General features: G+C 63.3%; 14 protein-coding genes. 12 read left to right on the forward strand and 2 right to left on the reverse strand.

All coding sequences use genetic code 11. The features are described 5' to 3' along the window. Positions 1-5: 5 nt before the first annotated feature. The 8 genes from BLT68_RS01275 (at position 6) to BLT68_RS01310 (ending at position 7,316) form a co-directional block, all read left to right on the forward strand. Positions 6-599 (forward strand): HIT family protein, encoded by a 594-nt coding sequence (locus tag BLT68_RS01275; RefSeq protein WP_050694666.1) that lies wholly within the window; start codon positions 6-8, stop codon positions 597-599. Then, positions 599-1,225 carry a phosphatidylinositol phosphate synthase gene (gene pgsA, locus BLT68_RS01280; RefSeq protein ID WP_050694667.1) on the forward strand — a complete coding sequence of 209 codons (627 nt, stop codon included), beginning with the start codon at positions 599-601 and terminating at the stop codon, positions 1,223-1,225. The genes BLT68_RS01275 and pgsA overlap by 1 nt, the downstream gene beginning before the upstream one ends. After that, entirely contained in the window at positions 1,222-2,148 is a 927-nt protein-coding gene (locus BLT68_RS01285) for a phosphatidylinositol mannoside acyltransferase (RefSeq protein WP_074632529.1), read from the forward strand. Before pgsA ends, BLT68_RS01285 begins: the two co-directional genes overlap by 4 nt. Further along, positions 2,145-3,326, forward strand: coding sequence for a glycosyltransferase family 4 protein (locus tag BLT68_RS01290; protein ID WP_070778996.1), 1,182 nt, complete (start codon positions 2,145-2,147; stop codon positions 3,324-3,326). Before BLT68_RS01285 ends, BLT68_RS01290 begins: the two co-directional genes overlap by 4 nt. Beyond that, positions 3,323-3,946 (forward strand): hypothetical protein, encoded by a 624-nt coding sequence (locus tag BLT68_RS01295; RefSeq protein WP_050694670.1) that lies wholly within the window; start codon positions 3,323-3,325, stop codon positions 3,944-3,946. The genes BLT68_RS01290 and BLT68_RS01295 overlap by 4 nt, the downstream gene beginning before the upstream one ends. Before the next feature lies 1 nt (position 3,947). Beyond that, positions 3,948-5,243 (forward strand): PrsW family intramembrane metalloprotease, encoded by a 1,296-nt coding sequence (locus BLT68_RS01300; protein ID WP_074632530.1) that lies wholly within the window; start codon positions 3,948-3,950, stop codon positions 5,241-5,243. A 302-nt stretch (positions 5,244-5,545) separates the two neighbouring features. After that, positions 5,546-6,739 carry a PrsW family intramembrane metalloprotease gene (locus BLT68_RS01305; protein ID WP_232618784.1) on the forward strand — a complete coding sequence of 398 codons (1,194 nt, stop codon included), beginning with the start codon at positions 5,546-5,548 and terminating at the stop codon, positions 6,737-6,739. Between the two features lie 52 nt (positions 6,740-6,791). Continuing rightward, entirely contained in the window at positions 6,792-7,316 is a 525-nt protein-coding gene (locus tag BLT68_RS01310) for an NUDIX hydrolase (protein WP_050694672.1), read from the forward strand. On the opposite strand, the gene serB is transcribed toward BLT68_RS01310, so the two are convergent. Continuing rightward, a complete protein-coding gene (serB, locus tag BLT68_RS01315; protein ID WP_050694673.1) occupies positions 7,313-8,023 on the reverse strand; it encodes a phosphoserine phosphatase SerB in 711 nt (236 codons plus the stop codon). The two genes, BLT68_RS01310 and serB, sit on opposite strands and share 4 nt — an antisense overlap. Next, positions 8,020-9,258: a glucose-1-phosphate adenylyltransferase gene (locus tag BLT68_RS01320; RefSeq protein WP_070778997.1), complete on the reverse strand. Its 1,239-nt coding sequence runs from the start codon at positions 9,256-9,258 to the stop codon at positions 8,020-8,022. The genes serB and BLT68_RS01320 overlap by 4 nt, the downstream gene beginning before the upstream one ends. A gap of 170 nt (positions 9,259-9,428) precedes the next feature. Between BLT68_RS01320 and glgA the strand changes: the two genes are divergently transcribed. From glgA to BLT68_RS01340, 4 genes are read left to right on the forward strand one after another with little or no spacing between them, the layout of a single operon-like run. After that, positions 9,429-10,652, forward strand: a complete 1,224-nt coding sequence (gene glgA, locus BLT68_RS01325; protein ID WP_074632532.1) for a glycogen synthase — start codon at positions 9,429-9,431, stop codon at positions 10,650-10,652. A gap of 36 nt (positions 10,653-10,688) precedes the next feature. Then, complete coding sequence (locus BLT68_RS01330; RefSeq protein WP_050694675.1) at positions 10,689-11,477, forward strand: ABC transporter ATP-binding protein; 789 nt, start codon at positions 10,689-10,691, stop codon at positions 11,475-11,477. Positions 11,478-11,492: 15 nt separating this feature from the next. After that, positions 11,493-11,975, forward strand: coding sequence for an NfeD family protein (locus tag BLT68_RS01335; RefSeq protein ID WP_074632534.1), 483 nt, complete (start codon positions 11,493-11,495; stop codon positions 11,973-11,975). A gap of 36 nt (positions 11,976-12,011) precedes the next feature. Next, positions 12,012-12,965, forward strand: coding sequence for an SPFH domain-containing protein (locus BLT68_RS01340; protein ID WP_050695748.1), 954 nt, complete (start codon positions 12,012-12,014; stop codon positions 12,963-12,965). Positions 12,966-12,981: the final 16 nt, after the last annotated feature.

Here is a 12,981-nt window from a genome sequence, read left to right on the forward strand (position 1 = left end):
GAGACATGAACAGCGACGCTAACACCGACGGTGACGGCACGCCAGGTAGCCCGCTTCCGACCGAGGACGCCCGCTCTCTCGCGGGCGTCCCGGACGGTTTCGGTCGTTTCTGGACCCCCTATCGGATGGCATACATCCACGGGGAGGGAAAACCGGCGGATTCATCGGATCGTACCTGCCCGTTTTGTATCGCCCCCGACAAGAGCGATGACGAGGGGCTCATCGTGTATCGGGGCCGGTCATGCTTCGTGCTCATGAACCTGTTTCCCTACAACTCTGGGCACATGCTCGTGTGCCCGTACCGTCATGTTTCCGACTATGCGTTCTTGAGCGATGAAGAACGCGTGGAGCTGGGAGAGCTCACGGCCACCGCCATGCGGGTGTGCCGCGAGGTCTCCGCTCCCGCGGGATTCAACCTGGGAATGAATCAGGGTGAGGTGGCCGGTGCTGGGATTGCCGCTCACCTGCACCAGCACATCGTCCCACGCTGGCCGGGCGACGCGAACTTCCTGCCGATCATCGCGCGGACGAAGGCCGTGCCCGAGCTGCTTGAAGACGCGCGTGTGCGGCTCGCTTTTGCCTGGCCGAAGGAGGACTGATGCTCGGAAATCACGGGCGTTCTATCGCGAAGACCGTCTTTACTCCTCTCGCGCGAATCTTAGCCAGGATGGGGGTCACTCCCAACATGGTGACGGTCGTCGGCACCGTCGCCTCGATCGCAATCGCGGTGATCTGCATTCCGAGGGGGTGGATTTGGCAGGGCGGCATCGCGTTGGCGGTCGTCATGTTCGGGGACGCAGTAGACGGGACCCTGGCCCGCATGACGACCGGTGGCACCCGATTCGGCGCGTTCCTGGATTCGACGCTTGATCGCTTGGCTGACGGTGCGGTCTTTGGCTCCCTCACCGCCTACGCGGTGTTTAACATGGCCGATACTCCCGTCCGCACGTGGACGATTATCGCGGGTATCTGCTCGATCGTCGGCGCCGCAACTGTTCCCTACGCGCGCGCCCGCGCGGAATCGGTCGGCGTCGTCGCGAAGCTTGGTATCGCCGAACGCGCGGACCGGTTGATCGTGGGCAACGGGTCGGCAATGATCATGAGCGTGGGCGCCCCGCAGTGGGTGTTCGCCCTCGGCCTGACGTGGGTCGCCTGTGCGTCCTTCGTGACAGTGTGCCAACGAATCTACTTCACCGCCCGCACGATCGATGAGGGAACGCGGTGACCTTTTCGCCCCTGTCGCTCGCTTTTGCGATTGCGCCTCATATCCCCCTACGGGTCGTCATGCGCGCGGGGCACGTCGGCGCGGGGATTGCGGCGTGGCTCGGGGGACCATCTGTCCTTCGCCTGCGTTCGAACATCACCCGCCTCACGGGAATGGAACCTTCTCCCGGGTTCATGACGGCCGCCGTTCGATCGCACATCCGCAATTACGCGGAACAGCTGATGCTCGGCTCGCACAGGGGCAAACCCCTGGTGGAGGGCGTGAACTTCGAGGGCTTCGATTCTTTGGCGGCGGCCAGCGAGGACGGTCCGGTGGTCCTGGCCCTCGGTCATTCCGGTAGCTGGGACCGCGCGGGAGCGTGGGTCTGCTCGCAGGGACGCGGCATCGTGACGGTGGCCGAGAAGGTGGAGCCTTCCTCGCTCTTTGATCGCTTCGTTGCCCTCCGCGAGGGACTGGGCATGGAGATCATCGGCGTGGGCAAGGGCGAATCCGTCTTCTCCACCCTCGTTGAGCGGGTGCGCTCTCGCAGCGTCATTGTTCCGCTTCTGGCCGACCGCGACATTTCGGGTTCCGGCATCGAGGTGAACCTGGGACGCAGCCGCGCGCTGGTCGCGGCGGGTCCGGCTGCGCTGGCGATCAGGCTCGACCGCCCGCTCTTCGCCGCGTGTATTACCTACGAAAACGAAACGGCCACCGGCGCCGACGTGCGCGTGCGCTGCGTCGGTCCGATTGTCACGCCTGATCAGCTGGAATCGGGCGTCAATCGGGTCGAGGCGTTGACCCAGGCCTGGGTCGATGAGTTCGCGGCCATGATGGCGGGCAGTGCGCAGGACTGGCACATGATGCAGAGAGTGTTTGTCGACGACCTCGATCCTGATCGCCTGGCCCGAGCCAGGGCGGCGCACGAGAGGAGGAGTCGATGAGGATTGGTATCGTGAATCCCTACTCGTGGGATGTCCCCGGGGGAGTTGGTTTTCATGTTCGGGATCTGGCGCTCAAGCTGCGCTCCAGGGGACACGATGCGCGGGTCCTGACCCCGTCGGCCTCAACCGACCTACCTGATTGGATCACCTCCGCTGGGACATCGGTATCGGTTCCATTCAACGGGTCCGTCGCCAACATCTCGGTGTCGCCCGCGGCCTTGCGTCGGACACGACACTGGCTGTCGGCTAACGCCTTTGATATCGTCCACGTTCACGAGCCGGTCGTCCCCTCGGTGTCGATGGCCGCGGCGATGCTATCGAGCGCCCCCCTCGTGGGTACCTTCCACGCGTCGCTCGGGCGTTCGTTTTCGCGGGCGATCGCGTCGGCTCCGATGCGACTGTACATGGAACGTATCGGCGTGCGTATCGCCGTTTCGGAGGAAGCACGACGAACTCTCATTGAGCACCACGGAGGCGACGCCATCATCATCCCCAACGGCGTCGAGACGGTTGCATTTAGCGCCGCAACGCCGCTGCCCAAGTGGCAGTCGACCGACACCCGCCCAGTCATCGTTTTCCTCGGACGGTTGGACGAGCCACGCAAGGGGCTCAGCATCTTTGCGGGAGCGATCGAGAGCATCTTGGAGAGCGTGCCCGGGGCGCGTTTCTTGATCGCGGGACGGGGCGATGCCCCCGATATCCGCCAGGAGCTGGCTCGTTTCGGGGATTCCGTGTCCTTCCTGGGGGGCATCAGCGACGAGGAAAAGGAGTCGCTGCTCGCCGGCGCAAGCATCTATGTTGCCCCGCAGACCGGGGGAGAATCCTTCGGCATCGTCCTGGTAGAGGCGATGGCGGCGCGCACCGCCGTCGTCGCCTCCGATATCCCGGCGTTCCGTGCCGTCCTCGAAGATGGTCGCGTGGGCGCGCTCTTTGAGACTGGGAATCGTGCTGCGTTGGCCTCCGAACTGCTTGACTTGCTGGGGAATCGCGCCAGGTGCGAAAAGCTGTCGGAGGCGGGGCAGCGGGCGTCCGCGCAATACGATTGGGAGGCCGTCGCGGACAAGGTTTTCGAGGTGTACAAGCTCGCGATTGATATGGGAAGCCCCGCCAACTCCGGTACGCGCAGGGCACGTGACCTGATCCGGGGACGCGAGCGGCGGGGGAAGGAACCCCTATGATCCTGCTGACGCCCTGGGCCATTGCCGCGTTTAGCCTCGCCATCGTTGTTCTCTCGGCCATTGTTAGCGTCGCTATCGGCCGCGCCCGCAGGCTCGACCGCCTCCATCAGCGTATCCTCGCCTCCCGCGATGCGCTCTCACGCCTGCTCCTGCGGCGCGCCTCCGAGGCGGACCTGCTGGCGCATACCGCACCCCTGGACGAAAAAGTGAGCCGTGGCCTCGCCTACGCCGCGCGGGCGTATATCCAAGACGGCGGCGACCAACTGACGACCGATGGGCTCGACCGACGCGCCGGTTCCCAACGCCAGGGGGATCGCGTGGAGGTAGCTGCCCGACTTGAACGCGCATCCGCCCTGTCGCGTGCGATCCGAGACGGTCTCACCGCTTCCGTTCGCGCTAAGATCGCGGCGGATCCTCAGGGGATGGCCAGGCTGGAAGCGCTCGACGCGACGTGCTACCGCGTCGAACTGACTCGAAACGTGCACAACGTCGACGTGGCGGGCGTTCGCGCCCTGCGGTCTGCGCGAATGGTAAAATTGCTTCGGCTCGCCGGACACGCGCCGATACCTGAGCCCATCGACTTTGACGACGACACACACATCGGCGGACGGGGATACTGACATGGACATGATCCACTGGGGTGGGCCGGGGGAAGACTACCGCCTGAGCAAGATCAGCAGTGCGAGCATTAATTCGGCCAACGGTATCGCGGCGCCCGCGCCCGATGACGCCGCGCCTGTGTGGCAGCCCCCGAAGGCGCTGCGCTCCTTTCCCCTGTTCGAGGTCGTCATGACGGTCACCGGGGTTCTCGGTTTCATCGGCCTCGTTGTCGTGATGCTCTACCCCGCCTCCTCGGGGGTGTTCTCGCTCGTCAAGACGACGCTCCTCTCCTTCGTTCCGCTGGCGATCGTCGCAGGCTTTCTTTTGCGCATTGATCGGTGGGATCCCGAGCCGTGGAAGACGAAAGGGGCCTTGTTTCTCTGGGGAGCCGGCGTCGCGACGCTCTCTTCGGGCATCATCAACACAGCGCTGCAATACAACGTCACCTTCTCAATCGGCGACGCAAACAGGGCCAGCATGCTCGGCGCGACCTTCATCGCTCCGCTCGTGGAGGAAACATTCAAGGGCCTGGGGGTGCTGATCGTCGTCATCGTCAGGCGCAACCGCATTAACTCGGTGCTTGACGGCGTCGTGTACGCGGGTTTTTCCGCGGCTGGATTTATGTTCGCCGAGGACATTCTCTACTACCTGCGAAGTGATAACGCGGGAACCACGCAGCTCATTTTGGTCTTCGTGCTGCGTGGACTTCTCAGCCCGTTCATTCACGCAATGGCAACGTCCATGACCGGAATCGGCCTCGCGCTTGCGCTGCTGAAGTTTAAGAGGGGATGGTCCAAGGCCGGTATTGTCCTCATCTTCTGGTTCCTCGCCATGCTGGTCCACTTCGTGTGGAACGGCGCGTCTGCGTACCTGGGTCGTCTCTTCCTGCTGTTCTACTTCATCGTTGAAGTTCCAGCCTTCATCGTGTGGATGGCGTTGCTGGCCCACGCGGCCCGCAAGGAGCCCGAGAAAATTCGCGTCGGCCTCGTCCCCTACGTTCGCACCGGCTGGGTGCTGCCCGGCGAGGTCACGATGGTGACGGACAGGCGTTCGCGCAAGGCCGCCATGAAGTGGTCCGTTCAAGGCGGGCGAGACTCCAAGCGGGCCATGCGTTCCTTCCTGTCTCACCTTTCCTCCCTGGGACTTGATCAGCACCTTATGGCGAAACACGGGCCGGACCCTGCCCGTATTGATCACGACCGTCAGATCCTCTCCGAAACAGTCGAGAATAGGCGCGAGTTCCTGCGCCTGACGTCAATCGCCGAGCAACAGCAGGACGTAACAAATGCTGTTTCCGCGCGGGCCCAGATCGCCTGAATGACAAGGAGAGACAAATGACGGATACCCCACAGATTCCTGCGCCTCCGCGCTCATTCGCTCCCATCCCGCAGCCCCATCGCGCAGCGGCGCCGATCCCCCAGCCTGCTGAGCCCGTGAGGCGCCCATCCACCCCCGTTCCTCAGCCGGAGGTGGCGCCGATCCCGGTTCCGCCCCCTTCCCGAGCGCAGGTGAGCAAAGGCCATGGTGAAGCGGCTTCGGAAGCCTCGCTAACGAGGGCGCCCGCGCCCACGAATGACACGTCAGCGCCCGGCCAGTTCACGTCGGAGTTCCAGAGGTTCGTGAGCTTAGCCCCCGCCATGCCCGGTTCTGGCGCCGTCCAGTATCCGCAGGCACCCCCGCAGGCTGTTCAGGCCTGGGCGATGCCGACACCGGAAAAGAAACTACCCATATTTGAGGCCCTGGTCATCGGCGCCGGGGCCGGGCTCATGCTCGTCGGCATCTTAGGCTACCTCCTGGCCAGCGGCCCTTTCCTGGCTCTATTCCTCGCGATCTGCTGCCTCGTTCCCCTGGGCATTATCGTCCTCTTCCTGCAGTTCGTCGATCGCTTCGAGCCCGAACCGTGGTGGACGAAGACCGCGGCGTTTCTGTGGGGCGGGGGAGTGGCTGTTTTTTTCGCGGGGCTGTCCAACACGCTGTCGAAGGAGGCCGTCGCGAATGCGACCGGCAACGTGGATGCGGGCAAACTATTCGTGGGAGTCGTCGCCGCGCCACTGGGCGAGGAACTCATGAAGGCCCTGGGGGTCCTGGTGATCGTCATGATTAGGCGGGACCGTATTTCCTCGCCGCTTGACGGACTCGTCTACGCGGGCTTTTCCGCGGCGGGCTTCCTGGTTGTCGAGGACTTCGGCTACTTTGTCGGTGCCGTGTACGACGGGCGCTTCGCTCAAACATTCTTCGTTCGTGTTTTCATGGGTGTTTTTGGGCATGTGATGTACACGACGTGTACGGGTTGGGCAATCGGGTGGGCTGTCACGCGAACGCGGTCAGTGGGCGCCGGCATCGGCGCGGTACTCGTGGCCTACCTAATTGCCGTCTCGCTTCACGGCCTGTGGAATGGGTCGGCTGCCATCGCCCGGTCGGAGGAGATGTTCTACGTCATCTATGTATTTGTGCACGTGCCGCTGTTTTGCTGCTGGCTCTGTTTCGTCGCCACAACTATGCGCCGCGAGAGACGTGATATTGCGGCCGGCCTCATTCCATACCTCAATCAGGGGTGGGTTTTGGCCGGTGAGGTTCAGATGGTCTGCGATCCCGCATTTCGCAGGAACGCGCTGAGGTGGGTATCGGGCGGCGGTGCCCCGGCGAAGAAAGCGATGAAGAATTTTATGTACGCGCTCGCATCCCTGGGTCTGGACCAGGTGGTGATGAATGTGTGCGGCGCGGAACAACGGCGAATCGAATCGACGCGGGACAAGCTTCAGGAGGCGACCCGGGATCGTCAGGTGTTCTTGACGCTCATGGGGGTGGGCTGACCAGGGTGCTGCTCGGCTGGGGCATGCGCCGCAGCCAGGCTACCCTGGGAGCATGAGCGCACTCGACTGGCCCTTGGATGCGGATGGCTATCCCCATCGAGAGGCCGCCCGCGTCCTCCTCTTTGATGACGCTGGTCGTGTCCTCCTGGCGAAGGGTCATGACGAAGATCAACCCGACAGATACTGGTGGTTCACGATCGGCGGCGGTATCGAAGACGGCGAGCATCCGCGCAGTGCAGCTGTACGCGAGGTGTTCGAAGAAACGGGGTTACAACTGGAGTCGCACGACCTCATCGGACCCGTCCTCTATCGGACAGCGGAGTTTGACTTCCTGGCCGTCACGGCACGCCAAGACGAGTGGTTTTTCATCGCGCACGCGCCGTCGACCGCGCTAAGCAGGGACGGGTGGACGAAGCTCGAACGCTCCGTCATCGACACCCAGCGATGGTGGGATATCGACGAGGCCGCAGCGACGATCGACGGCGAACTATACCCCGCTCGCATCCTCGAATACGCGCGTAGGTGGCGCGAGGGGTGGGATGGTCAGATGATCTGCCTGACCGACCGCGAACCCTAGCGCTGCGCCTGCTGTTCCTCGCACAGGCCTAGCGGTGCGATCACGAGGGATAGGTCAGGTACGTTCACCTGCACTGCCACCTGATCGCGTACCGTCGGCTTCGCGCAGAAAGCGATGCCGAGCCCGGCCTCGCGCATCATGGGAACGTCGTTTGCCCCGTCGCCGATGGCGACCGTTCGCTCCATGGGGATACCCAGGGAAGCGGACCACGAGCGCAAACACTCGACCTTGACCTGGGCGGTGACGATGCGCCCGAGCACGCGACCGGTCAGCATCCCGTCGCGTACCTCAAGGCGGTTGGCGGCGTAGTAATCGACCCCGAGGGAGGCGGCCAGGGGAGCGACCACCTCCTCGAAACCTCCCGAGACGACCCCGAACCTTCCGCCGACACGATGCACCGCATCAATGAGTTCTTTTGCGCCGCGTGTCGGCGTGATCGAGGCAAGGACCTCGAAGAACACGGAGCGGTCAACCCCCGCGAGAGTCGCGACCCGCTCCCGCAGCGACTGCGCGAAATCGAGCTCGCCATTCATGGCGCGCGCGGTGATCGCCGCAACCTGGGCTCGCGTTCCCGCCGCCTGGGCGAGCTCCTCAATGACCTCCTGGGAGATCAACGTCGAATCGACGTCAGTGACGACGAGGCCGGGCGCGGCTTCGCGAAAAATGCGAGGCACACCCGGCCGGTCGATAAGGTGAGTGGGACTCACTTGCGAACGACCGTCCCCTTAGGGACAACCGTGATACCAGACTCGGTCACTGTAAAGCCGCGCTCGCGGTCATGTTCAAGATCAACACCCACGATGGCGCCTTCCTCGACGATCACGTTCTTGTCGAGAATCGTTTTGACGACCTGCGACGAGCGTCCCACTCGCGTTCCGTTCATAATGACGGAATCGCTCACCTGTGCCCACGAGTGGACATGGGTATTCGGGGACACCACCGAGCGGGAGACCTCGCCACCGGAGATGATCACGCCGGGCGATACGAAAGAGTCGATTGCGTGACCGAGACGAGAGTTCCGATCGCCGTACACGAACTTCGCCGGAGGCAACGATCCGTCGATCATCGTCATGGTCGGCCAGTTCCGGTTGTAGAGGTTGAACACCGGGTGCACCGAGATCAGATCCATGTTCGCCTCGTAGTAGGCGTCCAGCGTGCCGACGTCGCGCCAGTAATCGCGGTCGCGCGGGGTCGAACCCGGCACGTCGTTATCCTGGAAGTCGTAGACGCCGCACTCTCCTCGGTTAACGAACCAGGGGATGACGTTCCCGCCCATGTCGTGCTTCGAATCCGGATCCTTCGCGTCCTCGCGCAGTGCATTGACAAGGTCCCTCGTGGTGAACACGTAGTTGCCCATTGACGCCAGCACCTTCGTCGGATCGTTCGCAAGCCCCTGGACGTTCTTGGGTTTCTCGAGGAAGTTCTTGACCACGCCGCCTTGTGCGTCGATGACGCCCAGGGCGGGGGCCAGCTCGATCGGTTGACGGATACCCGCGACCGTTGCAGGCAGGCCCGAATCGATGTGATGCTGGACCATCTGCGAAAAATCCATGCGGTAGATGTTGTCCGCGCCGATGATAACGATGTATTCGGGCTGCTCGTCATCGACGATGTTCAGTGACTGGTAGATGGCGTCCGCGCTGCCCAGGTACCAGTGCGGCCCGCGGCGCTGCTGGGCGGGAACGGGGGCGATGAAGTCGCCTAACAGGGGGGACGTGTACCACGTCTTGGTGACGTGGCGGTCGAGCGAGTGGGACTTGTACTGCGTCAAAACGACGATCTTGAGGTATCCGGAATTGACGATATTTGACAAGGCGAAATCGATCAGGCGGAAGTGACCCCCGAACGGAACGGCCGGCTTTGCGCGGTCCGCCGTCAATGGCATCAGTCGCTTCCCCTCACCGCCCGCAAGAACGATTGCCAAAACGTGGTTCTTTGCCATGCGACACCTCTTCGTTGGTCGTGGGGACCTGCAACGGTGCAGGCCCGTGGGTGTTGTCACACTGTATTACAAATGTCTATCAATTGCTAGATTGTCTCGTTTTGGATTGGAACGACGCGATATCAGATACGATGTGTCATACGCGTCGCTACTGTCGGAAGGACCACATCATGCGCGTCGATCTGCTTACCCGCGAATATCCGCCTCACGTTTACGGCGGAGCTGGTGTCCACGTCCTCGAACTGGCCAAGGTCCTGCGCGGACTGGTTGACGACCTGCGGGTGCAGGCATTCGACGGTCCGCGCGAACCCGGTACGGATGGGGCGGGGCCGGGTGTCACCGGACATTCGGATCTGCCGCAGCTGTCCGGAGCGAATCCCGCCCTGCGCACCCTCGGTGTCGATTTGGAGATCGCCGCGGCCTGCGACGGGGCGGATCTGGTTCACTCCCACACGTGGTACGCGAACTTCGCGGGCCATGTGGCCTCGCTGATGGGCGATATTCCGCATGTCGTTTCCGCCCACTCGCTGGAGCCGCTGCGCCCGTGGAAGGCGGAACAGCTCGGCGGCGGATACCGGCTGTCGTCTTACGTCGAGAAGACCGCCTGCGAGGCTGCTGACGCCATCGTCGCGGTCTCTAACGGGATGCGCGATGACATCCTGCGCTGCTATCCGGCGGTTGATCCGCAGCGCGTCCACGTCATTCACAACGGTATCGACCTAAACAAGTGGCACGCGCCCGTGGGAGATGCGGGGGATGAACTGCGCTCCGGCGTGCTCGCCCAGCACGGAATCGATCCCACGAGGCGCACGGTTGTGTTCGTTGGACGCATCACCCGTCAAAAGGGCCTGCCGTATTTCCTTCGCGCCGCACGGCTCCTGCCGGACGATGTTCAGTTGGTGCTGTGCGCCGGCGCCCCCGATACACCCGAGATCGCGGCAGAAGTAGAGGGCCTCGTCGCGGCGCTTCGCGCACGACGTTCGGGTGTCGTGCTGATCTCTCAGATGCTCCCGCAGCCGGAAGTTGCCGCGATCCTGTCCGCGGCACAGGTCTTTATCACTCCCTCGGTGTACGAGCCTCTCGGTATCGTGAACCTTGAGGCGATGGCACTCGGGCTGCCCGTGGTAGGTACCGCCACCGGCGGTATCCCCGATGTCATCGTCGACGGTGAGACGGGGTACCTGGTTCCCATCGAGCAGATGCAGGGCGGAACGGGAACCCCGCTCGATCCGGGCGCATTCGAAGAGGCGATGGCCGATCGATTGATCCGTGTGCTTGACGATCCCGAGCGGGGGCGTCGCATGGGTGAGGCGGGCCTCGCGCGCGCGCGCGAGCAATTTTCGTGGGAGGCAATTGGTGTCAGGACGGCCGAGCTTTACCGTTCGCTCGTTTAGGGCGCGCGTCACGGGCAAGACGACTAGGCTTGGCACATGACGTACGTCCTGAATCTCTCTCACGTGTCCGTCCAACGAGGGGGCACTCAGGTGCTTTCCGACGTCTCCTGGGCGACGCGTCCGCGTCAGCATTGGGTCATCGTTGGCCCCAACGGCGCGGGCAAAACCACGCTTGCGCGCGTCGCGTCGGGGCGGGTGGCGCCCGATGCCGGGGAGGTCACCCTTTCACACACGAATCTTCGCAACGCCGATCCGGCTGAGGTAGCGACCCGCGTGGGATTGGCGTCGGCCGCCGTTGGCGCAAAGATCGTCCCGACGCAGTCGGTTCTGGACACCGTCCGCAGCGCTGCCTGGGGTCTGGCCATCGCCCACGACGAAGAATACGAGCAGGTCGACGATCACCGCTCCAGGGTGCTCATGGAAATCTTCGGGGTGGATCACCTGGCGCAGCGCGAGTTCGCGACCCTCTCCGAAGGGGAAACCCAGCGAGTACTGCTCGCACGCGCTCTCATGACTGACCCCGAGGTTTTGATCCTTGACGAACCCACGTCGGGCCTTGACCTCGGTGCGCGCGAGCTCCTCATCGGCGCACTGGCGGAGATCATGGCGGGTTCCAAGTCCCCGCAGACCGTCCTGGTTACCCATCAAATCGAGGAGATCCCAGCGGGCGTCACGCACTGCGCAATCATGTCGGGGGGAGTCATCACTCACCAAGGACCCATCGAGGATGTCCTCACCGGCGTCAACCTGTCCGAGGTCTACGGCATCCCGTTGCTCGTCGGGCACTCGAACGGGCGCTGGTGGGCTCGCGGGGTCACCGAGTAAGAAAGAAGGAAAGCGATGAGTGTCTGGTGGCTATGGATCCTCGGTGCTGCGCTGTGCGGCATCGTCGAGGTGGTCAGCGTCAGTTTCGTGTTCCTGATGTTTGCGATCGGGGCGTTGGCTGCTGGAATTGCCGCGGTGCTCGGGGCGAGCATTCCCGTCCAGGTGGTCGTCTTCGTCGTCGTCTCTGTTGCTCTTCTCGCCGTCCTTCGCCCCTTCTTGAAGGGACGCATCGATCGGTCGGGGAGCGACGTGCGCACGAATACGGACGCCCTCGTCGGAAAGAGCGCCTACGTGACCGAAACCGTGGGGGAGCGCCACGGCAGGATCCAGTTCTCGGGTGGCGAATGGAGCGCGCGCACGGAGGGCCCGACGCTCGCGGTTGGCGCGCAGGTGCGTGTGGATCGGATCGACGGCGCCACTGCCATCGTCAGCGCCCTCGGTTCGTCGGCTCCAACGCCGGGGAATCCGTACGCTGGTCCGGCGGCGTCAGGCGAATAATCGGTCAATTTCAACAGAAAGGAAAGTGATGTGAACATGAGTGCTATCATCGGAAACGTAGCGCTGCTGGTCGTTATGGCCCTTGTCATATTTGTTGTCGTTGCGCTCGCGCGCGCGGTGCGGATCGTCCCACAGTCCCAGGCCTACGTGGTGGAACGACTGGGACGATTCCAGGCTGTCATGCAGGGTGGTTTCCACATCTTGGTTCCTTTTGTGGACCGTGTCGCTGCGCGCGTTGACCTGCGTGAGCAGGTTGCGAACTTTCCGCCTCAGCCGGTGATCACGGCGGATCAGGCGATGGTATCGATCGATTCGGTGATCTATTTCCAGATCACAGATCCTCGCAGCGCAACGTACGAGGTCGCCAACTTTTTGCAGGCGATTGAACAGCTCACGGCAACGACCCTGCGTAATCTGATTGGGTCGCTCGATCTGGAACAGACGCAGACCTCGCGCGAGTCTATCAACAAGCAGCTGCGCGGTGTGCTTGACGAGGCCACGGGTCCCTGGGGGATTCGCGTGACGCGCGTCGAACTCAAGTCGATTGAGCCGCCGCCGCGCGTGTTGGCTGCCATGGAACAGCAGATCACCGCGGAGCGCACCAAGCGTGCCACGATCCTGACAGCCGAGGCCGAGCGTGAGTCTCAGATCAAGAAGGCCGAGGGTGCTAAGCAGGCGGCGGTGCTGGCCGCGTCCGCCCAGCAGGAAGCACAGATTCTTCAGGCCAGGGGCCAGAAGGAGGCTCTGATCTTGCAGGCTGAGGGCTCTCGGCAGGCGCAGATCCTGCGTGCGCAGGGCGAGTCCGAGGCGATCGCGACGGTGTTTGCGGCGATCAACGCGGGTAACGCCACGCCCGAGCTGCTGTCCTACAAGTACCTCGAAATCCTGCCCAAGATCGCCGAGGGACAGGCATCCAAGCTGTGGATGCTTCCCTCCGATCTGACCGGCGCACTGGAGTCCATCTCGAAGGGTTTTAACCCGGGTAAGTGACTTTCAACGTGGCGGA

It is taken from the genome of Schaalia meyeri, assembly GCF_900105015.1.
Classification (GTDB): domain Bacteria; phylum Actinomycetota; class Actinomycetes; order Actinomycetales; family Actinomycetaceae; genus Pauljensenia; species Pauljensenia meyeri.